General features: G+C 66.9%; 19 protein-coding genes. 11 read left to right on the forward strand and 8 right to left on the reverse strand.

Annotation, left to right across the window (positions count from 1 at the left end; all coding sequences use genetic code 11):
- From DIE11_RS34890 to DIE11_RS34920, 7 genes are all read left to right on the forward strand, one after another.
- Positions 1–2,193, forward strand: a 2,193-nt coding sequence (locus DIE11_RS34890; RefSeq protein WP_185633870.1) for a YadA family autotransporter adhesin, incomplete at its 5' end; no start/stop codon positions are given.
- Between the two features lie 123 nt (positions 2,194–2,316).
- Entirely contained in the window at positions 2,317–2,985 is a 669-nt protein-coding gene (locus DIE11_RS34895; RefSeq protein WP_124629754.1) for an OmpA family protein, read from the forward strand.
- Positions 2,986–3,386: 401 nt separating this feature from the next.
- A complete protein-coding gene (locus tag DIE11_RS34900) occupies positions 3,387–4,532 on the forward strand; it encodes a DUF2827 domain-containing protein (RefSeq protein WP_124629755.1) in 1,146 nt (381 codons plus the stop codon).
- A 14-nt stretch (positions 4,533–4,546) separates the two neighbouring features.
- Positions 4,547–5,701 carry a DUF2827 domain-containing protein gene (locus tag DIE11_RS34905; protein WP_059599729.1) on the forward strand — a complete coding sequence of 385 codons (1,155 nt, stop codon included), beginning with the start codon at positions 4,547–4,549 and terminating at the stop codon, positions 5,699–5,701.
- A gap of 25 nt (positions 5,702–5,726) precedes the next feature.
- The gene (locus DIE11_RS34910) at positions 5,727–6,194 is read left to right on the forward strand and encodes a DUF4019 domain-containing protein (RefSeq protein ID WP_059599728.1); all 468 of its coding nucleotides are present in this window, start codon (positions 5,727–5,729) and stop codon (positions 6,192–6,194) included.
- Between the two features lie 28 nt (positions 6,195–6,222).
- Positions 6,223–7,359 (forward strand): DUF2827 family protein, encoded by a 1,137-nt coding sequence (locus DIE11_RS34915; protein ID WP_124629756.1) that lies wholly within the window; start codon positions 6,223–6,225, stop codon positions 7,357–7,359.
- A 23-nt stretch (positions 7,360–7,382) separates the two neighbouring features.
- Positions 7,383–9,353 (forward strand): FkbM family methyltransferase, encoded by a 1,971-nt coding sequence (locus tag DIE11_RS34920; RefSeq protein ID WP_124629757.1) that lies wholly within the window; start codon positions 7,383–7,385, stop codon positions 9,351–9,353.
- A gap of 40 nt (positions 9,354–9,393) precedes the next feature.
- On the opposite strand, the gene DIE11_RS34925 is transcribed toward DIE11_RS34920, so the two are convergent.
- Together DIE11_RS34925 and DIE11_RS34930 are read right to left on the reverse strand one after the other, a co-directional pair.
- Positions 9,394–9,834 carry a hypothetical protein gene (locus DIE11_RS34925; protein ID WP_124629758.1) on the reverse strand — a complete coding sequence of 147 codons (441 nt, stop codon included), beginning with the start codon at positions 9,832–9,834 and terminating at the stop codon, positions 9,394–9,396.
- A gap of 62 nt (positions 9,835–9,896) precedes the next feature.
- Positions 9,897–10,700, reverse strand: coding sequence for an EAL domain-containing protein (locus DIE11_RS34930; RefSeq protein ID WP_124629759.1), 804 nt, complete (start codon positions 10,698–10,700; stop codon positions 9,897–9,899).
- Between DIE11_RS34930 and DIE11_RS36635 the strand changes: the two genes are divergently transcribed.
- Positions 10,623–10,994: a hypothetical protein gene (locus DIE11_RS36635; RefSeq protein WP_185633871.1), complete on the forward strand. Its 372-nt coding sequence runs from the start codon at positions 10,623–10,625 to the stop codon at positions 10,992–10,994. The genes DIE11_RS34930 and DIE11_RS36635 overlap by 78 nt on opposite strands.
- Before the next feature lie 455 nt (positions 10,995–11,449).
- On the opposite strand, the gene DIE11_RS34935 is transcribed toward DIE11_RS36635, so the two are convergent.
- From DIE11_RS34935 to DIE11_RS34955, 5 genes are all read right to left on the reverse strand, one after another.
- On the reverse strand, positions 11,450–12,592 hold the full coding sequence (locus DIE11_RS34935) for a DUF2827 domain-containing protein (protein ID WP_124629760.1): 1,143 nt from the start codon (positions 12,590–12,592) through the stop codon (positions 11,450–11,452).
- Positions 12,593–12,839: 247 nt separating this feature from the next.
- Complete coding sequence (locus DIE11_RS34940; protein WP_124629761.1) at positions 12,840–14,840, reverse strand: acetyl/propionyl/methylcrotonyl-CoA carboxylase subunit alpha; 2,001 nt, start codon at positions 14,838–14,840, stop codon at positions 12,840–12,842.
- A 36-nt stretch (positions 14,841–14,876) separates the two neighbouring features.
- The gene (locus DIE11_RS34945; protein WP_124629762.1) at positions 14,877–15,662 is read right to left on the reverse strand and encodes an enoyl-CoA hydratase/isomerase family protein; all 786 of its coding nucleotides are present in this window, start codon (positions 15,660–15,662) and stop codon (positions 14,877–14,879) included.
- Positions 15,663–15,679: 17 nt separating this feature from the next.
- Complete coding sequence (locus DIE11_RS34950) at positions 15,680–17,287, reverse strand: carboxyl transferase domain-containing protein (RefSeq protein ID WP_124629763.1); 1,608 nt, start codon at positions 17,285–17,287, stop codon at positions 15,680–15,682.
- Positions 17,288–17,318: 31 nt separating this feature from the next.
- A complete protein-coding gene (locus tag DIE11_RS34955; protein ID WP_059599720.1) occupies positions 17,319–18,500 on the reverse strand; it encodes an isovaleryl-CoA dehydrogenase in 1,182 nt (393 codons plus the stop codon).
- A gap of 171 nt (positions 18,501–18,671) precedes the next feature.
- Here DIE11_RS34955 and DIE11_RS34960 point away from each other — a divergent pair, with 171 nt between their 5' ends.
- Positions 18,672–19,418, forward strand: coding sequence for a TetR/AcrR family transcriptional regulator (locus DIE11_RS34960; RefSeq protein ID WP_059599719.1), 747 nt, complete (start codon positions 18,672–18,674; stop codon positions 19,416–19,418).
- Positions 19,419–19,487: 69 nt separating this feature from the next.
- On the opposite strand, the gene DIE11_RS34965 is transcribed toward DIE11_RS34960, so the two are convergent.
- Positions 19,488–19,976 carry a MarR family winged helix-turn-helix transcriptional regulator gene (locus DIE11_RS34965; RefSeq protein WP_059532660.1) on the reverse strand — a complete coding sequence of 163 codons (489 nt, stop codon included), beginning with the start codon at positions 19,974–19,976 and terminating at the stop codon, positions 19,488–19,490.
- Positions 19,977–20,174: 198 nt separating this feature from the next.
- Here DIE11_RS34965 and DIE11_RS34970 point away from each other — a divergent pair, with 198 nt between their 5' ends.
- Both DIE11_RS34970 and DIE11_RS34975 read left to right on the forward strand, forming a co-directional pair.
- Positions 20,175–21,254: an aromatic ring-hydroxylating dioxygenase subunit alpha gene (locus DIE11_RS34970; protein WP_124629764.1), complete on the forward strand. Its 1,080-nt coding sequence runs from the start codon at positions 20,175–20,177 to the stop codon at positions 21,252–21,254.
- On the forward strand, positions 21,251–22,210 hold the full coding sequence (locus DIE11_RS34975) for a PDR/VanB family oxidoreductase (protein ID WP_124629765.1): 960 nt from the start codon (positions 21,251–21,253) through the stop codon (positions 22,208–22,210). The genes DIE11_RS34970 and DIE11_RS34975 overlap by 4 nt, the downstream gene beginning before the upstream one ends.
- Positions 22,211–22,253 lie beyond the last annotated feature (43 nt).

The following is a 22,253-nucleotide window of genomic DNA, read 5'->3' on the forward strand; positions in this document are numbered from 1 at the left end:
AGCTCGCTGTCCACTTCGACCTCGACCGGCATCAACTCGTTGTCCACGGGTCTGAGCTCGACCGATAGCTCGGTGGCTTCGCTCTCGACCTCCACGTCGACCGGCCTCTCGTCGGCAACTAGCTCGATCTCGTCGCTGTCCACATCGACCTCGACCGGCCTGTCGTCCGCGACCAGCTCGATCGGCTCGCTGTCCACCAGCCTCAGCTCGACCAACAGCACGCTCACGTCGCTGTCCACGTCGACCGCAAGCAGCGTCACGTCGCTGTCCACGGGCCTGAGCTCGACCGACAGCTCGGTGGCGTCGCTCTCGACTTCGACGTCCACCGGCCTCTCGTCGGCGACGAGCTCGATCAGCTCGCTGTCGACTTCGACCTCGACCGGCCTGTCGTCGGCAACCAGTTCGATCAGTTCGCTGTCGACTTCCACGTCGACCGGTCTCTCGACGGCCACCAGCACGATCCTGTCGCTGTCCACGTCGACCTCGACGGGCCTGTCGTCGGCAACCAGCTCGATCACGTCGCTGTCCACCTCGACGTCGACCGCGATCGAAGCCGCGAAGACGCACTACTACAGCGTCAACGACAACGGCACGCAGCAAGGCAACTACGCCAACAACGGCGCGACGGGCGTCAACTCGCTCGCAGCCGGCGTGAACGCCAGCGCAGCAGGCGCCAGCAGCGTCGCGGTCGGCGACGGCTCGAACGCGGCATCGACCGGCGCGGTCGCCATCGGCCAGAACGCATCGGCCACCGGCGGCAAGGCTGTATCGATCGGCTCCGGCAACACTGCGAGCGGCGACGGCGCGGTCGCGATCGGCGACCCGAGCATCGCAACGGGCACCGGCGCGGTGGCGATGGGCGCGAACGACACGGCGACCGGCACCGGCGCAGTGGCGCTCGGCAACGCGAACACGGCCACCGGCAACAGCGCGCTCGCACTCGGCAACTCGAACCAGGCCACCGCGGACAATACGATCGCGCTGGGCAACAAGGCTGTCGCAAGCGCCACCGGCGCCCAGGCCTACGGTTCGGGTGCGTCGGCCACCGCCGCGGATGCGCTCGCCTTCGGCACGAACGCCACGGCGAACGTCGCGAACTCGATCGCCCTCGGCGCGAACTCGGTCACGGGTACCGCGGTGGGCACGTCGAGCGCCACGATCGGCGGCGTCACGTACTTCTTCGCGGGCACCTCGCCAGTAGGCGTGGTCAGCGTCGGCGACGCAGCCACGGGCGCCACGCGTCAGATCACGAACGTCGCGGCAGGCCAGGTATCGGCCACCAGCACGGACGCGATCAACGGCAGCCAGCTCAACGCGACGAACCAGGCGGTCAACAGCCTGTCCACGTCGACCGCGTCGAACATCTCGTCGCTGTCGACCGGCATCGGTTCGCTGTCCACGGGCCTGAGCTCGACCAACAGCTCGCTGACGTCGCTGTCCACGTCGACCTCGACGGCGATCAACTCGCTGTCGACGGGCCTCAGTTCGACGAACAGCAACCTCACGTCGCTGTCCACGTCGACGTCGACCGGCATCGGCTCGCTGTCGACCGGCCTGAGCACGACGAACAGCACGGTGGCCTCGCTGTCGACCGGCGTGACGAATCTCGGCGATCAGGTGAGCCAGTTGTCGACCACGATCAACAACAACAACACGCGATCGTTGAACAGCACCGCCGTCGCGGCCGACATGAACGGCACCGGCTCCGACCGGCCGACGGTCACCGCCGGCTCGAACTCGGTGGCGATCGGCGCGAATTCGAACGACGGCGGCCGTTCGAACGTGGTGTCGGTCGGCAGCGACACGCAGCAGCGCCAGATCACGAACGTCGCGCCGGGTACGCAAGGCACGGACGCGGTGAACGTGAACCAGCTGACGCAGGTGCAGACGACACTGTCGACGGCACTGTCGGGCCAGCAGGCGCAGATCAACTCGCTGGGTTCGCAACTGCAGCAGACCGACCAGATGGCGAAGCAGGGTATCGCGGCCGTCGGCGCAATGGCGTCGATCCCGCAGCTCGATCGCGACGCCAACTTCGGGATGGGTGTCGGCACCGCGTCGTTCCTGGGTCAGAAGGCGATGGCGGTCAACATGCAGGCGCGCATCACGGAAAACCTGAAGGCGTCGATCAACGGCGGCTTCAGCGGCGGTCAGAAGGTGATCGGCGCCGGCATGCTGTACCAGTGGAAGTAACCCGTCGCGCCGCCACGCCGCCGGCTCACGAGCCGGACGGCACCGGGCGGCCCCGACGGCAGGACGAGCCCGCTGCGCAACGCGTGGCGGGCTTCAGTCAACCCAGGCATTGAGGACGTAATCGTGAACAAACTTGCTCTTGCGCTCGCGCTTTCCGCGACGGCCCTCGCCGCGTGCTCGACCGCATCCGGCCCGACCTTCAGCGCATCCGAACTGCAGCCGCGCGACGGCGTGCGCACCTTCCAGGTGGACTGCCACGGCCTGCTGTCCGGCCCGCAGACTTGCATGAAGGCCGCTCGCAAGATCTGCGGCGACCAGCCGGTGCGCACCGTCGACTCGGCCCGTGCGCTGCGCGACGGCTCGGATCCCGCGACGCTCGTATTCCAGTGCGGTGCCGCGCCGGCCGCAGCGACGTCGGCCGTCGAGCCGGCGCCCGCGCCCGCCGCTGTCGAACATGTGAACCTCGCGGGCGACGCGCTGTTCGCGACGGGCCAGGCCACGCTCACGCCGGCCGCGCGCGCGTCGCTCGACAAGCTGTTGAGCGAGCGCGAAGACCGCACGTACACGCAGGTGACGGTCACCGGCCATACGGATTCGGTCGGCAGCGACGCCGCCAATCTCGCGCTGTCGAAGCGCCGCGCGGAAACCGTCGCAAGCTACCTGAAGGCGCACGGGCTGAAAGCGCAGTCCGTATCGGTCACGGGTCGCGGCAGCGCCGACCCGGTCGCGTCCAACGCGACGGCCGAAGGCCGCGCGAGCAACCGCCGCGTCGAGATCTCGCTGCAGCGCTGAGCAGCCGGCCGTCGCGGGCTCGTGCGCCCCCCGCGCCTGCTCGCGACGGCCCTCACCGGCAGGGCGCAGTTGCCCCGCCGGCACCCTGCTGCCCCCGTCGACCCCGCTTCGCCGGGGCCCCGGCTACCGCGCCGGCGGCTATGTCAAAGTTCGTCAGCCCCCTCCACAAAACGGCACCTTCCGTGCCACAATCGCCGCACACAGCTGCCGTGGCGTTCCGCCCGCGTCGCGTGCGGTGCCAGACGCGCCCGACGACATGCCGGAATCCGGCGGCCGCATCGCGATCCACGCCGCTCGACGCGCATTCCAATGCGCGCCGGCGCGAACGCGACCACGACAATCCACGGCGCGCCGTTTCGCGGCCACGGCCGGACACACGACGCCGCAGAGGAAACCAACCGGTGACGGACATCAATCAAGCCGCCTCGAGCGGCACCCGCAAGCAACGGCCGGCCGTCGGCATCTCGCTGTTTGCGCGGGACGGCCAGGCGATCTGGGAAAACGGCATTCACCAGAACATCGCGTTCCTCGCGATGATGCTCAAGCGCTCCGATCGCGTCGGCCCCGTCTATTTCCTGAATGGCGGCGACGCCAACGCACTGCCGACCGGCCTCGACCTCGACGGTCTCGACGTGCCGCTCGTGAAGCCTGCCGACGTCACGCACGAACTCGACGTCGTGATCGAAATGGGCGCGCAACTGCCGGTCGAATGGCTCAGGCACATGAAGGCACTCGGCAAGAAGATCGCTGCGTTCTTCTGCGGCCACGTATATGCCGGCGTATGCGAAACGCCGATCTTCGGCAAGCCGTCGGGACACGTTTTCAACGGTGCGCCGTTCGACGAGGTATGGCTGCTGCCGCAGTACGCGAAGACCGGTGCGCCGATGCTGCAAACCCTGTTGCGTGCGCCAGTGCACCTGATGCCGCACATCTGGTCGCCGTACTTCCTCGATCGCCGCATCGCCGCGCTGGCGAGCGAAGGCCTGACGTTCGGCTATCGGCCGGGCCGTCGTCCATGGAATCTCGCCACGCTCGAGCCGAACATCTCGGTCGTGAAGTCGTGCCACTACCCGATGCTCGCGTGCGACGAGTTCTACCGCGCACAACCGGACGCGGTGCAGCACCTGTTCGTCGTCAACTCGATACAGATGAAGGCACATCCGACGTTCGTGCACTTCGCGAACAGCCTCGACCTCGTGCGCCAGCACAAGGCGACGTTCGAGCCGCGCATCGACCTGCCGGGCTTCATGGCGCGCCATGCGGACGCCGCCGTGTCCCACCACTGGGAAAACGCGCAGAACTATCTGTACTACGACGTGCTGTACGGCGGCTATCCGCTGATCCACAACTCGACGCTGCTCGGCGACGCCGGCTACTACTACCCGGATTTCGATTCCGCCGGCGGTGGCCAGGCGCTGCGCGATGCATGGCTGCATCACGACGAGCGGCTCGACGACTACCGTGCGAAAGCCGACCGGCTGCTGCAGTCGGTCTCGATCGATAACCCCGCGAACCTGGACGCGTTCGTCGCGCGCCTGGTCGCCTGAACCGGAGCATACGCATGTCGGACTCCAAAGCCCGTCGAGCGCCCGGTGAGGGCAAGCGTCTCGTCGTCGGCGTATCGCTGTTCGTGCGCGGCGCCGGCCAGTCCCTATGGGAAAACGGCATCTTCCAGAACTGCCTGCTGCTGATCCTGCTGCTACGCCAGTCGCCGCTCGTCGCGGAAGCCGTGATGGTGAACGGCGGCGAACAGCTCGCCGATCCGCAGATGATGCTCGGCGAATGGGACGTGCCGCTCCTGTCGATGGACGAAGCGCTGGAGCGCTGCGACGTGCTGATCGAAATGAGCGCGCAGTTCGGCGCCGACTACCTGCGCGCGTTCAGCGACCGCGGCGGCAAGGTCGTCACGATGCGGGTCGGCAACGACTACGTGATCGACATCGAGCGGGCGATGTTCGACAAGCCGTCGGGCTTCCTGTTCTCGGGCGCGCCGTACGACGCGGTATGGACGATTCCGGAATTCGAGCGCTCATGCCTGCACTATTACCAGACGGGCCTGCGCGCGCCGGTGACGATCGTCCCGCACATCTGGCATCCGATGCTGTTCGACAAGGCACGCGCGACGCTCGGCGCCGGTTTGTCGTTCGGCTACCAACCGGGCAAGCCGCGCTGGCGCGTGACGATGTTCGAGCCGAACATCTGCATGGTGAAGACGAGCATCATCCCGATGCTGGTGACCGAGGAGGCGTATCGCGCGAAGCCCGGATTCCTCGAGTTCGTGCGCGTGTGCAACACGCTGCACCTGAAGGAACACGCGACGTTCGTCCACTTCGCGAAGAGCCTCGACATCGTCAACCACGGGATCACGACGTTCGAAAGCCGCTATGCGGTGTACGAGTTCATGGCCGCCTACGGCGACGCGGTGGTATCGCACACGTGGGAAAACGCGCAGAACTACCTGTATTACGAACTGCTGTACGGCGACTATCCGCTGATCCACAACTCGCCGTTCCTCGGCAAGGCCGGGTATTTCTATCCGGACTTCGATTGCCAGGCCGGCGGCCGCGCGCTGCTGCAGGCGTTCGCCGAGCACGATGCGAACCTCGACGCATACCGCGAGCAATCGAAGCACGTGCTCGACTCGGTCAGCATCTACAACCCCGACAACGTCGCCGCATATTCCGACGCGATCGCCTCGCTCTATCGCGACGCATGACGCGCCGCCTCCTCCGGACTCCGACATGAACGCATACCCGCCCCTCTCCCGTACGAAATGGCTGATCGGCTGCGCCATCGCGTCGATTGCGATCGGCGCACACGCGCAATCCGGCGGCGAATCGGCCGACGCGCTGCTGCGCGATGCCGATGCGGTCTTCAAACAGCTCGACGCCGGCCAGTACGGCGCGGTGTGGAACGACTCCGCCGCGTTCGTGAAGGCGCACATCAAGCAGGAGCAGTTCGCCCTGGACATGCAGCGCGCGCGCCAGTCGGTCGGCATGGTCAGCCATCGCGGCTGGGCACAGATCACGCGGATTCGCTACTCGAATTCATCGACGACTCCCGACGGGCTTTATGCGAATGTCGACTATGCGACGACGCTCACGACCGGGACGACCGTGTACGAAAAGCTGAGCTTTCGCCTCGACGACGACGGCCGCTGGCACCTGACCGGCTACGTGCCGCGCCAGTCGCAGAACTACACGCCTTGAACCGCGCACCGTCCGCCCGGAGCTGCCGATGAAAATCAATGTCGCGATTACGATGAACGTTCAGCGCGACGCGACGCAGTCGATCTGGTACAACGGCGCGAACCAGCATTGCGTGTACCTGTACATGCTGCTGAAACGCTCGCCGCTGATCGGCGAAGTGTGGCTCGCGCACGACGACGGCATCACCGACTATCCGCAGGCGCTGATGATGGACGCATTCGGCGACGCGCTGCGGCCGCTGTCGTCTATCGTCCACCAGACCGACCTGCTGATCGAGATGAACGCGTTCATCGATCCGTCGCACACGGACGCGGTGCGCCAGCGCGGCGGCAAGTGCGTGTCGTACCGCTTCGGCAATGACTACGTAATCGCGGTCGAGACGATCAACTTCGAGAAGAACAACTGGCGGCCGAACCCGAACCGCGTGCAATTCGACGAGATCTGGACCAACCCGCAGCACATGCACACGTGCGCGGCCTACTTCCAGGCCGTGTATCGCGCACCGGTGATCGAGCTGCCGCACATCTGGTCGCCGTACTTCATCGAACGCAGCCTCGACGCCGATCCCGAACTGAAGGCGCGCTTCGGCTACCGCAATCACGGCCCGGCCAAGCGCATCGCGTTCTTCGAACCGAACCTGAACGTCGTGAAGAGTTCGATCGTGCCGATGCTGGCCGCGAACGCGTGCTACGTCGAGCACCCGGAGCTCGTCGAGCACGTGTACATGACCAACACGTTCGACAAGAAGGAAAACGTCGCCTTCAAGCATCTCGCGCTCGGGCTCGAGATGGTGCGCGACGGCAAGGCGACGGCCGACGTGCGCGCGCCGTTCGTCGCGTGGGCCGCGCATCACACCGACATCGTCGTGTCGCACCACTGGGAAAACGGCCTGAACTACCTGCTGTACGACGCGCTATACGGCAACTACCCGCTCGTGCACAACTCGCCGTTCCTGCGCGACGTCGGCTATTACTACCCGGACTTCGAGATCTTCGACGCGGCGCGCGCGATCGCGACCGCCGCGCAAACGCACGACGCGCGGCTCGACGATTACGCCGCAGCGGCCCGCCGCTGTCTGCAGCAGGTCGACACGCTCGCCGGCCACAACGTCCGCGCGTATTCCGAGCAGATCCAGCGCCTGTTCGCCGGGCGCGCGCTCGGCTGAGCGCATCCGTCGGCCATCGGCTCATGAAGCAAACCGTCCGCAACTTCGTCGTGATCGATTCGATCCACGGCCCGTTCGTCATCGACCGGCGCAACACACGGCAGGCCGACGCGCTGATCAAGACCGGCCGGCCGCACAACCAGGCCGAGCTCGACGCGATCATGCAGGTGATCGACCAGTTGCCCGACGGCGCGATCGCGGTGGACGGCGGGGCGAATGCGGGACTTGTCTGCGTGCCGATCGCGCAGCGCTTGCGCGAACGCGGCGGCCACGTTCATGCGTTCGAGCCGCGGCGCACGCTGTTCCACGCGCTCGGCGGCACCGTCGCACTCAACCAGATCCACAACCTTCATCTGCTGAACATGGGGCTCGCGAGCCGCAACGGCACGATGACGGTGCCCGACGTCGACGACGAACGGCCCGCCGACGCCGAACCGGCCGCACATGTCGACGCGCCCGCGGCCGACGGCACGCCAGCCCCGACGGTCAGGCTCGATTCGCTCGGCCTGCCGCGCCTCGATTTCCTGAAGCTCGACATCGATGGAATGGAGATCGACGCGCTGCACGGTGCACGCCAGTCGATCGAAACGCATCTGCCGTGGTGCTGGATCGCATACCGGGACGCGGATGACGCACGCGTCATCGATACGTTCGCCGGCCTCGATTACACGTTCTACCGGCTCGACGGACCGAATCTGCTGTGCGTGCCGAACCCGCGCTGGGACCGGCAGCGCCTGTTCATCTCGGGCGAGCCGATCGGCGGTGCATCCGCTCGCGCACATGACGACGCGAATGCCGTCGCGGCCGCCGAGACCGACCCGCCCGAAACGCACTGGAACCGCGCGCTCGAACACGAGGCACGCTGCGAATGGGGCCATGCGATCGGCCGCTGGCTGCGCGCGCGCGGCCGGGGCCTCGACGACGATGCGATCGCGTTCCAGCTCGCGTCGTGCTACGGCTTCGCCGGCGCGCCCGACGCCGGGCTCGCGGCACTCGAACGCATCGGCGACCCGGCCGCGCTGCCCGACGCGCTGCGCGGGCGTGTCGAACTCGCGCGCTCGGCGCTGCTGCTGCGTGCCGGCCGGCGCGACGAAGCGGCGCGCGCGACCATCGCCAGCGAGAACGTGCTGACCGCCGCGCAGTTCGGGCTGCCGATCGAACGGCTTTACGACGGCCAGCCGCTGCACGGCAAGCGGCTGCTCGTGATCAGCTACGGCGGTGTCGGCGACCAGCTCCAGTACGCACGTTACCTGCATACGCTCGACGCGCTCGGCTGCGCGGCGGTGACGGTCATCGTCCCCGCCGCGCTGGCCAGTCTGATGCGCCACACGTTCCCGCGCATCGAATTCGTCGGCGCGCACGGCGCGTGGGTCGACACGTCGCAACTTGTGCACGACTACTGGTGTTCGTTCCTGGTGCTGGCCGCGCAGTTCGGCTATGCGCCTGCACCGGCCGGCGCGCCGGCCGCGTACCTGTCGTGTCCGCCCGAACGGGCGGCCGCCTGGCGCGAACGCGTCGCGCGCGACGGCAACGCACCGGGCACGCGCCGCATCGGCCTCAACTGGCGCGGCCGCGACGAAAGCGATGCGCGCTTCCTGCGCGCGGCCAGCCTGCGCGATCTCGCGCCACTGGCGCGACTGCATGGCCATGCCGCGTACTGCATCAACCGCGACATCGCCGCGCACGCCGAGCCGTCGGATTTGCCGGTCACGTTCCCGCATCACGCGATCGGCGATTTCAGCGATCTGGCCGCGCTGATGCTCGCGATGGATGCCGTGGTCACCACCTGCACCGCGCACATCCACCTGGCCGGCGCGCTGGGTGTGCCCGCGGTTCTGCTGCTGAGCCCGAAAGCCGATGCGCGCTGGGAAACCGGCTCGCGTACCGCGCTGTATCCGGGCATCCGGATCGTGCGCGCCGCGCATCCGGGCCAATGGGACGATGCTGTCGATCGCGCGCTGGCGCTCGTGCTCGGGGAATTCGGAAAAGACTGACGGGGTGCCTGGCGGGCGCCGCACGCCCGTGATCGGCCGGTCAGGCGCGGCGCGCGAGCGGACGCCAGGGCGGCCCACCGTCGCCGCCGTGCGTGGCAAACAGGCGGCCATGCCGGCGTCCGATCCGCGCGAGCCCGGCGAAACAGCGGAGCGCGGCACGGCTGGCCTGGCCGACGTGCCGAGCGAGGCTGCCGGATACACCGCGCGCAATTGCCGAATCGTCGCCGCAGGCGCCCGCAAACACGCCGGCATAGTAGTGCCGCGCCGCGAGTTCGCGGCCGTCGGCGTCGAGCGGCTTCATCCGGTGAATACGGTGCGCAACGGCCTTCAGGCCATCGAGATACGGTGCGACGTCGAACCGTGCATCGGTCGATTCGGCGCCGAGCTGCCACAGCATGTCTGCCAGTTCGGCGATCGCGACGAGTTCGCACGCATCGGCCGCCCGTGTGCCCGTTCCGTGCCCGGCTTTCGTCGTCGCCATACCCACGCCCCTTTCCGATCCTTCGTTGCCCTGTGTCGGCACGCCGCGCCCGCGCCACGGTGTCATGCGGCGGCCGGTGACCGCCATGTAAAGCGGATGCCCTGTGCCCAGGCGACACCGGAATCCAGGATGATCTGCCGGTCGATCTCGTTCTCCACGCCTTCGACGACGACGTGCCGCGCGCTTTCGTGCGCGAACGCGATCAGCCGGCGAAACTGGTAGCGCCCGATCGCGTTGCGCTTGATCAGCGACAGGACCGACCTGTCGAGCTTCACGATATCGGGGTTGCCGACCACCAGGTTGTTCAGTGCGCTGAAGCCGACGCCGAAGTCGTCGATCGCGACACGGCACCCAGTCTGGCGAAACCGGTTCACGAACGACCGGCCCGCGACGGGGTTCAGCGGCCCCGTCTCGGTAATCTCGACGACCAGCCGCGCAGCGACCGACGGCTCGCGCTCGAGCCGCCTGAAAATGGCCAGCCACGCGTCGTCCACCACCGCGCTCATCGCCGCGACGTTGCAGCCGTACACGGCCTTCGGATCGGCACGCAGCGCGTCGATCGTCCGGCCCACCACGAGCCGGTCGAACCAGCGCATCAGCCCGAGCGATTCGAGGCGCGGCAGGAACGCGAGCGGCGGCAACGCCTCGCGCGATCCCCAGCGCAGCCGCGCGAGGCATTCGTGATACAGCACGCCGCCCGACAGGTCGGCGCGGCAGACCGGCTCGCGCGCGAATCCGAGCCGGCTTTCGACGAAACTGCGTACCGACGCAAGGTCGGGGTGATCGTCATGCGCGCCGAACACGAGATCGATCTCGTCCCGATTCGCTACGCTATTCGCCTCAAGGCGAGGTTCGACCGCATTCATCCGGCGCTCCGGCAAATGTCGGACCGCCGACGACGGCCCGCGCTCTCGATTCATATGGCGCGAGCCGACCACGACACGCACCACCGCCTACCCGGCCCATCCTCTTGTTTCGATCTTTTCCGGGAGCGTACTTTTTATTTCGGTGCGCCGTCAAACCCGATATTGTCAACGATATTCAAACACGGAAAATACACCACGCGCACGCGTCGGCAACAGTGCGGCAGACTACACAAAATCGACTGCAAAGCACCAATCGATATCGTTTATTTTCTCTACCCGAACATCGTCCGGTGATTCAGATTACCGCAAGACTCGTTTCAAAAATCGGATGTTTGGAGTTTCGTATGATAAATATCCGTCGGCGATATCCTGACCGGACCCAACGCCGGGACTCGCCGCAACCGTCCGCACGTTGTGCCGCCATGGCTCGGCACGGCGCATTCGGTCTCCGCAGAATTCAATTTGATCGTTTGAAACGATATTGATAATACTTGAATATTAATCAGACCAGTCAGATACGATAATATCGAGTCGAATTACGCGACGACCACCGATTGAAAGATGTTTAACAATCTTTCTTACTTGTTAACCTCTAAAATAATTTCTGACGGACTTCCCTCGGAGCCGTCAAATTCGTGCCTTAAAAACCGTCGAATCTCCCCGGTTCGACGGTTTCTTTTTTAATGGCATCATTTCTTCAGACATTGCCCGCGGCCAATCCGGATGACGGCATGCGGCAACGCGTAACCTTAAGCTGCCGTCGCGCCGATCAGGTTCGCGAGCAGCGCATCGTATTCGGCGACGAGCGCGGGGTTCGCCGACGTATAGCGGCCGAGGATCTCGCGCTGGCGCCGCGTGTAGCCTTGCCAGTCTTCGTCGTGCGTGTGCAGCGCGTGCAACAGCGCTTCCGTGCCCTTCTGCACGTCGTTGTCCGGGTAGTAGTAGCCGAGATCAGGTGCGAGGCTCGCGTTGTGCACAAGCGGATAGCCCTGCCAGCACACATCGAAATAGAAGTAGTTGAGCGGGTTCGACCATTGATGCGACACCACGATGTCGGTCAGGTCGGCCAGGAACAGCGGCGTGTCGAAACGCCCGACGAAGCTCGCCTTGCCGGCGCGCACGATGTCCAGGTAGTTCATCAGCATCACGAACTCTGGGCTGTCATGCGCAAGCCGGTCGGCGTTAGTCACGTGCGTGAAGCAGATCGCATCGGGATCGCGGCGATACGCTTCGTCGATGATCAGCATCGGGTACACGCAGAACTTCACGACGTTGTGGTTCGGCTCCATCACCGTAAGCCGCTTGCCCGGCTCGCTGCGCGGGCGGTACTCGCCGTGCTCGGGCAGCGATGCCGCACGCGCGTCGAGGAACATCGGATCCCACACGAACGGCACGACGCGCCCCGGGCAGCGGCGCAGCGACTGCAGGAACGGCAGCGACGACGGCGCGATCTGCGGAATCGCCCACACCTCGTCGTAGCCGCGGTTGATGAACAGCGAATCCCACAACCGGCGGCCGAACAGCATCGATTCCATCGCGTTGATGTACTCGACGCCGCAGCAGTAGCTGACGATCTTCGCGCCGCGCGCCTTCAGGTAGGCCGTCTGCGCGGCGTCGATCTGGCCGCCGAGTTCGATCACCACGTCGAGCGCATCCTTCATGTCCGCGAACGCGCGCGTGTCGTACACGGTGCGATCCCACGGCAGCGCGTCGGTCAGCGGCACGTCGGTCGTGTTGACCAGCGTCACGTGGTAGCCATGCGGCGACGCCATCAGCAGCTTCGCGAGAAACAGCGCGTTCTGCTTGATGCCGTTGATCCACAGGCTTTCGTCGGGGGTGCGCAGTCCGATCGTGATACCGATGCGCAGGCCGTTCAGGACAGGAGACGTCATCGTCGGCGGGGTGGGAAGTTGAATGGACGCAGTGTAGCGCGGGGCAAGCGGCCGCGCGAGCAATCCGCCAGTCTAGCGGAACGCCGGCCGCCAGACTGTCATGCATGGTCATACGCGATGCCGACTGCCCGGGTTGGCGACCGGGCGCACCGCACGGGACGCCATGCGCGCCGCCAGCGCCAGACGCGACGAGGCCGGCGTCGCACCGCGAGGCGCCACGCCGGCCCGTGTGCTACGCACGCCCCGGTCAGCCTTCAGCCATCATCAGCAGCTGCGCGCCATCCGCGACCTGGTCGCCGACGCCATACAGCACTTCGGCGACGACGCCCGCACCCGGCGCGCCGATCGTGTGCTCCATCTTCATCGCTTCCATCACGATCAGCGGCGTGCCGGCCTCGACCTTCTGGCCCGGCTCGACCAGCACCGCGATCACCTTGCCGGGCATCGGCGCAGTGAGGCGGCCGCCGCCATGCTCGGCATCGCCCGCGTGCGCGAGCACGTTCCGCCATTCGAAGGTCTCCGCGACACCCTGCGTGAACACGTGAAAACTGTCGCCGTCGGCGTACACGCGGCCGCTGCTGCGCACGCCGTCGAGCGTCACGTCGAAGTCGAGCGGCGTTGCGCCGCGCGTCCACGCGAACGGCTGCGCGGCCGCGTCGCCGGTGGCGAGGCGCGTGCTGCCGCCGTCGTCCTCGTAGGTGACCGTCACGTCCGCTTCGCGTTCGGGCGCATGCCACTCGAGCGTGCGGCGATAGCCGCCGTTCAGCCGCCAGTCCGGCAGCGCACGCCACGGCGACGCGCCTTGCCGTGCGGCCGCGTCGCGTTCGCGCGCGAGCAGCGCCGCGCAGGCCAGCGCGAGCGTCGCGCGCGGCGGCCGTTGCGGCGCGAACAGCGCATCGTGATTGCGCTCGATCAGGCCCGTGTCGAGATCGGCGATCGCGAACGGCTCGCAGGTGACGATCCGCTGCAGGAACGCGGCGTTCGTGTGCAGGCCGACCACCTCGCACGCACGCAGCGCGCGCAGCATCCGGCCGAGCGCTTCCGCGCGGTCCGCGCCGTGCACGATCAGCTTCGCGATCATCGGATCGTAGAACGGCGTGATCGCGTCGCCCTCGCGCACGCCGCTGTCGATGCGCACTGACGCGCCGATCGCGAACTCGACGCCTTCCGGCAGCCGCAGGTGCTTCAGCGTGCCGGTGGACGGCAGGAAGCCGCGCGCCGGATTCTCCGCATAGAGACGCGCCTCGATCGCATGCCCGTGCACGCGCAGTTCGTCCTGCTGCAGCGGCAGCGGCTCGCCCGACGCGACGCGCAGTTGCCACTCGACGAGATCGAGCCCCGTGACCATCTCGGTGACCGGATGCTCGACCTGCAGGCGCGTGTTCATTTCCATGAAGTAGAACGCTTCGCCCGTCATGATGAATTCGACGGTGCCCGCGCCGACGTAATTCACCGCACGCGCGGCCGCGACCGCCGCCTCGCCCATCGCCTGGCGCACGTCTTCATGCAGCCCCGGCGCCGGCGCTTCCTCGAGCACCTTCTGGTGACGGCGCTGCACCGAGCAGTCGCGGTCGAACAGGTAGACGGTGTTGCCGTGCGTGTCGCCGAACACCTGCACCTCGACGTGACGCGGGCGCGTCAGGTATTTCTCGATCAGCACGCGATCGTTGCCGAAGCTGCTCGCGGCCTCGCGCTGGCACGACGCGAGCGCCGCCGGAAAGTCCTCGGAGCGCTCGACCACGCGCATGCCCTTGCCGCCGCCGCCCGCGCTCGCCTTGAGCAGCACCGGGTAGCCGATTGCGTCGGCTTCGCGATGCAGGTGGGCTGCATCCTGGTCGTCGCCGTGATAGCCGGGCACGAGCGGCACCGCGGCCGCGTGCATCAGCGCCTTCGCGGCGGCCTTCGAGCCCATCGCCGCGATCGCGTCGACCGGCGGCCCGATGAACGCGATGCCGGCCGCTTCGCACGCGTGCGCGAAATCCTCGTTCTCCGACAGGAAACCGTAACCCGGGTGGATGGCCTGCGCGCCGGTCGCGCGCGCGGCCTCGATGATGCGCTCGATGCGCAGGTAGCTGTCCGCGGCCGCCGAGCCGCCGATGTGCACGGCTTCGTCGCACGCTGCGACGTGCTTCGCGTTCGCGTCCGCGTCGGAATAGACGGCGACGCTCGCGATCCCGAGACGTTTGCACGTCGCGGCGACGCGGCAGGCGATTTCGCCGCGGTTGGCGATCAGAATCTTGTCGAACATGGCTTCGGTGTCGTCCGGAAAGTTAGGGGCACGCCGTCATTCACGCCACGAAGGCGTGCGTTTCTCGAGGAAGGACGCGATCCCTTCGCGCGCTTCAGCGCCGGCGCGGGTCCGCGCAATCCAGTCGGCGGTCTGCTCGATCAGCGTCGCGTCGAGCGGCCGGCCGGCCACGTCGGCGACGAGCCGCTTGCACGCACGCACCGCATCGGGGCCGTTCGCGACGAGCGTCGCGGCCAGCTTCGCGACCGTTTCGTCGAGCGCCTCGGCCGGCACGGCATCGTGAATGAAGCCGAGCGACGCGGCGCGCGCACTGTCGAACACTTCGGCCGTCGTGAAGTAGCGACGTGCCGCGCGCTCGCCCATCGCGCGCACGACGTACGGCGCGATCGTTGCCGGAATCAGCCCGAGCCGCGCTTCGGACAGGCAGAACTTCGCGCCTTCGGCGGCGATCGCGATGTCGGCCGCCGCGACGAGGCCCACGCCGCCCGCATACGCGTCGCCGTGCACGCGCGCGATCACCGGCTTCCCGCAGCGATGGATCGCCTCGAGCATCCGCGCGAGCTTGCGCGCATCGGCGCGATTCTCGTCGTCCGAGTAACCGGCCATCTTCTTCATCCAGTTCAGGTCCGCGCCTGCGCAGAACGCCGCGCCTTCCGCCGCGAGCACGACCGCGCGCACGCCGGCGTGCGCATCGAGCCACTCGAACGCGGTGGTGAGCTCGGCGATCGTCGTCTCGTTGAACGCGTTGCGCACGTCGGGCCGCGCGAGCGTGACGGTCGCCACGCGGTTTGCTTCGTTGACCTTGATGGTTTCGTATCGCATCGTCCGCCCCTCGCTCGTTACATCCGGAACACGCCGAAGCGCGTATCGTCGATCGGCGCGTTCATCGACGCGGCAAGGCCGAGGCCCAGCACGTCGCGCGTCTGCGCAGGGTCGATCACTCCGTCGTCCCACAGCCGCGCGCTCGCGTAATACGGATGCCCCTGGCGCTCGTACTGGTCGCGGATCGGCTGCTTGAACGCCTCTTCTTCGTCGCTCGACCACGAACCGCCCTTCGCCTCGATGCCGTCGCGGCGCACTGTCGCGAGCACCGACGCGGCCTGCTCGCCGCCCATCACCGAGATCCGCGCGTTCGGCCACATCCACAGGAAACGCGGGCCGAATGCGCGGCCGCACATCCCGTAGTTGCCCGCGCCGAACGAGCCGCCGATGATCACCGTGAACTTCGGCACCTTCGCGTTCGACACGGCCGTGACCATCTTCGCGCCATGGCGCGCGATGCCTTCGTTCTCGTATTTGCGGCCGACCATGAAACCCGTGATGTTCTGCAGGAACACGAGCGGAATCTTGCGCTGGCAGCACAGCTCGATGAAATGCGCGCCCTTCACGGCCGATTCGGAGAACAGGATGCCGTTGTTCGCGACGATCCCGACCGGATGGCCCCAGATGTGCGCGAAGCCCGTGACGAGCGTCGTGCCGAAGCGCGCCTTGAATTCGTCGAACTCCGAATCGTCGACGATGCGCGCGATCACCTCGCGCACGTCGAACGGCTTGCGCGTGTCGACCGGAATCACGCCGTACAGGCTCTTCGCGTCGTAGCGCGGCGGCTTCGGTTCGCGCACCGCCACCGGCGATGCGATCTTCGGCGCGAGATGATCGACGATGTTGCGCGCGATCGACAGCGCATGCGCGTCGTTCTGCGCGAGATGGTCGGCCACGCCCGACAGGCGCGTGTGCACGTCGCCGCCGCCGAGATCCTCCGCGCTCACTTCCTCGCCGGTCGCGGCCTTCACGAGCGGCGGGCCGCCGAGAAAAATCGTGCCCTGGTTCTTCACGATGATCGACTCGTCGCTCATCGCCGGCACGTACGCGCCGCCCGCCGTGCACGAGCCCATCACGACCGCGATCTGCGCGATTCCCGCGGCGGACATCGTTGCCTGGTTGAAGAAGATGCGGCCGAAGTGGTCGCGATCGGGAAACACGTCGTCCTGGTTCGGCAGGTTCGCGCCGCCCGAATCGACGAGGTACACGCACGGCAGCCGGTTTTCCGCGGCGATTTCCTGCGCGCGCACGTGCTTCTTGACCGTCATCGGGTAGTAGGTGCCGCCCTTGACCGTCGCGTCGTTGCATACGATCACGCACTCGCGGCCCGCGATCCGGCCGATCCCGGTGATCACGCCCGCGCCTGGCGCGTCGTCGTTGTACATGCCGTTCGCCGCGAGCTGCGACAGCTCGAGGAACGGCGCACCCGGATCGAGCAGCTGCGCGATACGGTCGCGCGGCAGCAGCTTGCCGCGCGACAGATGCTTGTCGCGCGCGGCCTGGCCGCCGCCTTGCGCGAGCTGTTCGATCTTCGCGCGCAGGTCGGCGACGACCGCCTCCAGCGCCGCGGCGTTCGCGCGGAATTCTTCCGAACGCGGGTTCAGTTTCGATTCGATGATCGGCATCGACGGGGCTCCGTTCGCGTATCGTGGGGCGTTACATCGTTTCCGCGAACAGCTCGCGGCCGATCAGCATGCGGCGGATCTCGCTCGTGCCGGCACCGATCTCGTACAGCTTCGCATCGCGCCACAGACGGCCGACCGGGTATTCGTTGATGTAACCGTTGCCGCCAAGGATCTGGATCGCCTCGCCGGCCATCCACGTCGCCTTCTCGGCCGTGTAGAGGATCACGCCCGCGCAATCCTTGCGCACCTGGCGGATGTGGTCGCTGCCCGCCGAGTCGAGATGGCGGCCGACCGCATACAGGTACGCGCGGCACGCCTGGAACGTGGTGTACATGTCGGCGACCTTGCCCTGGATCAGCTGGAATTCGCCGATCGACTGGCCGAACTGCTTGCGGTCGTGGATATACGGCACCACCGCGTCGAGACACGCGGCCATGATGCCCGTCGGGCCGCCCGACAGCACCGCGCGTTCGTAGTCGAGGCCGCTCATCAGCACCTTCACGCCGCCGTTGAGCTGACCGAGGATGTTCTCCTCCGGCACCTCGACGTCCTGGAACACGAGTTCGCCCGTGTGCGATCCGCGCATGCCGAGCTTGTCGAGCTTCTGCGCGACCGAGAAGCCCTTCATCCCCTTCTCGACGATGAACGCGGTGATGCCGCGCGGGCCGGCGTCGATGTCCGTCTTCGCGTAGACGACGAGCGTGTCGCAGTCGGGGCCGTTGGTGATCCACATCTTCGTGCCGTTGAGCACGTAGCGGTCGCCGCGCTTGTCCGCGCGCAGCTTCATGCTGACGACGTCGGAACCTGCGTTCGGCTCGCTCATCGCGAGCGCGCCGATGTGTTCGCCCGACACGAGCTTCGGCAGATATTTCTGCTTCTGCGCCTCGGTGCCGTTGCGGTGGATCTGGTTCACGCACAGGTTCGAGTGCGCGCCGTACGACAAGCCGATCGACGCCGAGGCGCGCGAGATCTCTTCCATCGCGACCATGTGCGCGGTGTAGCCCATGTTCGCGCCGCCGTATTCCTCGGCGACCGTCATGCCGAGCACGCCGAGATCGCCGAACTTCTTCCACAGATCCATCGGAAACTGGTCGGTGCGGTCGACTTCCGCCGCGCGCGGCGTGATTTCCTTGGCCGCGAACGTCGCGACGGCGTCGCGCAGCATCTCGATGTCTTCACCGAGCATGAATTGCACACCGGGCAGGTTGATCATGTCTCCTCCGTCTCCAGAAAGTGGGTCGCACGCGCCGATTTCTGAGTGTCGCTCAAATCGGATCAATGCGTCGATTCATTAAGCCAATGCAGCGTAAATTTTGCACAGTTTCGCGCCTCGTCCGGCTTGGCGTCAATAGTTTTTTGAGTGACACTCAGATATCATTGCAGCATGACAGCCGCTACCGCCGACACCATGACCGCCACCGCCAAAGCCGACCACCCCGAGCCGTCGCGCGCACCTGCCGGGCGCAAGTCCCAGCAGCGCGTGCAGGACATCCTGCGCGCCGGTCGTGAAGTGTTCGCCGAAAAGGGTTACGAGCATGCGACGGCCGCCGAGATCGCGCAGCGCGTCGGCGTATCGGAGGCGACGGTGTTCAGCTACTTCCGCGGCAAGCGCGAGCTGTGCGCGCGCGTGATTGCCGACTGGTATGACGAAATCATTGCCGCGTTCGAACTCGGGATGCCGCAGGAAGCGTCGGTGCAGCAGCAGTTCGCGTTCATCGTGCGCACGCACCTGCGGCTGATGCTGGTGAACGGCACCGGGCTGTGCGCGCTGGTGCTGTCGGAGGGGCGGGCGAAGCAGCATGCGTTGAGCGACGAGCTCACCGCGCTGCAGCGCCGCTACACGGCGCCGCTGATGGACGTACTGGCGCGCGGCCAGGCGGCCGGGCAGGTGCGCAGCGACATGCCGCTGAGCCTGCTGCGCTCGATGGTGTTCGGGCCGATCGAGCACGTGCTGTGGGATGCGATCCTCGGGCACCGCAAGCTCGATACGGAAACGACGGCCACCCAGCTCGTCGACATGCTTTGGGCCGCCGTGCAGCCGCCCGCGCCGGAACAAGCGGCGCTCGTGCGCTTCAGGAACGAAGTCGCGGAAGCGGTGCGGCGGCTGGAAGGGGAAGCGTCACGCCCATAATGCAGGCAGGCGGCGCGAAGCTGCTGCCGCCTTGCCGCATCTGCTCTTCCATCGCGCGGAAATCAGCCGCTACGACTCCTCGCCGACCCGCAGCGGCGCACGGCTCTGCTCGTTGTTCAAATGAACGAACTTGCGCAACAGGCGCATCAGTTCCCGCGAATCGTCCTCCCCCATGCCGTCGAACAGGCCGGCGCGCAGCTCCTGCACCGACGGAATCAGGTGCGTGAGCAGCTCGACACCCGCCGGCGTCAGCAGCAAGCGCCGCTGACGCCGCGGTAACACTTCGCGAACGATCAATCCTTTCGCTTCGAGCCGGACCGCGAGGTCCGCGGTCGTCGACGTGTCGAGCGCCACTCGCTGCGCGAGCGTCACCTGATCGAGCCCCGGACACTCGTAGAGCATCCGCAGGACCGCGTACTGCACCGGCGTCACGTCCCGGCCAAGCTTCTCGTAGAACATCGCAACCGCGATCTGGTGCGCGCGCCGGATCAGGTGCCCGGGTTCGTCGTACAGGTCGAGCGGGAAAGCGGGCGCGTCGGCGGGATTCGTTTTTTCCATGAATGAGTCGATGACATAGGCGGCGCACGCTGTTGCGTGCGCCGACGGCATGGCGCTGCGTCGCGCCATTTCCCGGGAAAACCAGTATACCGCTCGCCTTGCCCTGACCAACATCAATAAGTACACTGAATCTCATTCAGTACACGGAATGAAGAATTGCCGCGCACCGGCGGCACCGCCCTGAAGGAGACGAAGAACGTGTTTCTCAAGAACGCTTGGTATGTCGCGTGCACGCCCGATGAAATCGACGGCAAGCCCCTGGGGCGCAAGATCTGCAATGAGTCGATGGTGTTCTACCGCGCGGCGGACGGCCGGGTCGCCGCGCTCGAAGACTTCTGCCCGCACCGCGGCGCGCCGCTGTCGCTGGGATTCGTGCGCGACGGCGTGCTCGTGTGCGGCTATCACGGGCTCGAAATGGGCTGCAACGGCAAGACGGCCGGCATGCCGGGCCAGCGCGTCGGCGGCTTTCCGCCGATCCGCAGCTTTCCGGTGGTCGAGCGGTATGGATTCGTCTGGGTATGGCCCGGCGATGCGTCCGCAGCCGATCCCGACAATCTGCCCGCGCTTCAGTGGGCCGAAGATCCTGCCTGGGCATACGGCGGCGGCCTGTATCACATCCGTTGCGACTACCGGCTGATGATCGACAACCTGATGGACCTCACGCACGAGACCTACGTGCATGCGACGAGCATCGGCCAGAAGGAAATCGACGAAGCGCCGCCGAAGACGACCGCCAACGGCGACGAAGTCGTCACGAGCCGCTTCATGGAGAACGTGATGCCGCCGCCGTTCTGGCGGATGGCGCTGCGCGGCAACGGGCTGGCCGATGACGTGGCGGTCGACCGCTGGCAGATCTGCCGCTTCACGCCGCCGAGCCACGTGATGATCGAAGTGGGCGTCGCGCACGCAGGCCACGGAGGCTACGACGCGCCGGCCGAGCTGAAGGCGTCGTCGATCGTGGTCGACTTCATCACGCCGGAGACGGACACGTCGATCTGGTATTTCTGGGGGATGGCGCGCAACTTCCGGCCCGACGATCACGCGTTGACCACCGAGATCCGCGACGGCCAGGGCAAGATCTTCGCCGAGGATCTCGAGATGCTCGAGCGCCAGCAGCTCAACCTCGAGCAGTGGCCGGACCGCAAGCTGCTCAAGCTCAACATCGACGCCGGCGGCGTGCTGTCGCGCAGGGTGATCGAGCGGCTGCTCGCCGACGAAAGCGCATCGAGTCCGCAGCGGCCCGTGATTCCGGTCGCGCAGATCAAGGAGGCGTCATGAGCGCCGCGACGCTGACGGTCCGGGTGGCCCGCAAGTGGCAGGAAGCGCGCGACATCTGCGGTTTCGAATTCGTCAGCGATGACGGGTCGCCCTTGCCGCGCTTCGACGCCGGCGCGCATATCGACGTGTATTTGCCGGGCGGGCTCGTGCGCCAGTACTCGCTGTGCAACCACCCCGAACCCGGCGATCGATACCAGATCGCGGTGCTGCGCGATGCCGAGGGCCGCGGCGGGTCGCGCGCGATTCACGATGACGTCCGGCAAGGCGATACCGTACGGATCGGCATGCCGCGCAATCAATTTCCGCTCGCGCCCGACGCGCCGCACCACCTGTTGCTCGCGGGCGGGATCGGCGTCACGCCGATTCTCTGCATGGCGGAACGGCTGTTCTCGTCCGGCACGCCCTTCGACATGCACTACTGCGCGCGTTCGACCGATCGCATGGCCTTTGTCGAGCGGATCAAAGCAGCCGGGTTCCGCGCCCGCTTCCACGTCGACGACGGCGACCCCGCGCAACGCCTCGACCTGCCCGCCGTACTCGCCGCAGCGCCTGACGGCACGCACCTGTACGTATGCGGCCCGCGCGGCTTCATGGACGCGGTGCTGAACGCCGCGCGCGAGCACAACTGGGCCGACGAGCGGCTGCATTACGAGTTCTTCGGCGGCGCGGTTGCGTCGTCCGGCGCGGATCGCGCGTTCCAGGTCCGCATCGCGAGCAGCGGCAAGGTGATCGACGTGCCGGCCGAATGCACGGTCATCGCCGCGCTGGCAGCCAACGGCGTCGATGTGCTCACGTCGTGCGAGCAAGGCGTCTGCGGCACCTGCGTGACGCGTGTGCTCGAAGGTGAGCCCGATCATCGCGATTCTTATCTGACGGAAGCGGAACAAGCGGCCGGCGACCAGTTCATGCCGTGCTGCTCGCGATCGCGAAGCGATCTGCTGGTACTCGACCTGTAGACGGACCGCCCGACACGCGGCGGCCAATCACAATACTGGAGAC

It is taken from the genome of Burkholderia sp. Bp9012 (genome assembly GCF_003853825.1).
Lineage (GTDB): Bacteria > Pseudomonadota > Gammaproteobacteria > Burkholderiales > Burkholderiaceae > Burkholderia > Burkholderia diffusa.

Coding starts and splice junctions, on each gene's coding strand:
- DIE11_RS34910 (WP_059599728.1), top strand. CDS start 5,727: ATGAACGCATACCCGCCCCTCTCCCGTACGAAATGGCTGATCGGCTGC.
- DIE11_RS34945 (WP_124629762.1), bottom strand. CDS start 15,662: ATGCGATACGAAACCATCAAGGTCAACGAAGCAAACCGCGTGGCGACC.
- DIE11_RS34920 (WP_124629757.1), top strand. CDS start 7,383: ATGAAGCAAACCGTCCGCAACTTCGTCGTGATCGATTCGATCCACGGC.
- DIE11_RS34940 (WP_124629761.1), bottom strand. CDS start 14,840: ATGTTCGACAAGATTCTGATCGCCAACCGCGGCGAAATCGCCTGCCGC.
- DIE11_RS34935 (WP_124629760.1), bottom strand. CDS start 12,592: ATGACGTCTCCTGTCCTGAACGGCCTGCGCATCGGTATCACGATCGGA.
- DIE11_RS34925 (WP_124629758.1), bottom strand. CDS start 9,834: ATGGCGACGACGAAAGCCGGGCACGGAACGGGCACACGGGCGGCCGAT.
- DIE11_RS34955 (WP_059599720.1), bottom strand. CDS start 18,500: ATGATCAACCTGCCCGGTGTGCAATTCATGCTCGGTGAAGACATCGAG.
- DIE11_RS34965 (WP_059532660.1), bottom strand. CDS start 19,976: ATGGAAAAAACGAATCCCGCCGACGCGCCCGCTTTCCCGCTCGACCTG.
- DIE11_RS34960 (WP_059599719.1), top strand. CDS start 18,672: ATGACAGCCGCTACCGCCGACACCATGACCGCCACCGCCAAAGCCGAC.
- DIE11_RS34975 (WP_124629765.1), top strand. CDS start 21,251: ATGAGCGCCGCGACGCTGACGGTCCGGGTGGCCCGCAAGTGGCAGGAA.
- DIE11_RS36635 (WP_185633871.1), top strand. CDS start 10,623: ATGCGCGCCGAACACGAGATCGATCTCGTCCCGATTCGCTACGCTATT.
- DIE11_RS34950 (WP_124629763.1), bottom strand. CDS start 17,287: ATGCCGATCATCGAATCGAAACTGAACCCGCGTTCGGAAGAATTCCGC.
- DIE11_RS34930 (WP_124629759.1), bottom strand. CDS start 10,700: ATGAATGCGGTCGAACCTCGCCTTGAGGCGAATAGCGTAGCGAATCGG.
- DIE11_RS34905 (WP_059599729.1), top strand. CDS start 4,547: ATGTCGGACTCCAAAGCCCGTCGAGCGCCCGGTGAGGGCAAGCGTCTC.
- DIE11_RS34915 (WP_124629756.1), top strand. CDS start 6,223: ATGAAAATCAATGTCGCGATTACGATGAACGTTCAGCGCGACGCGACG.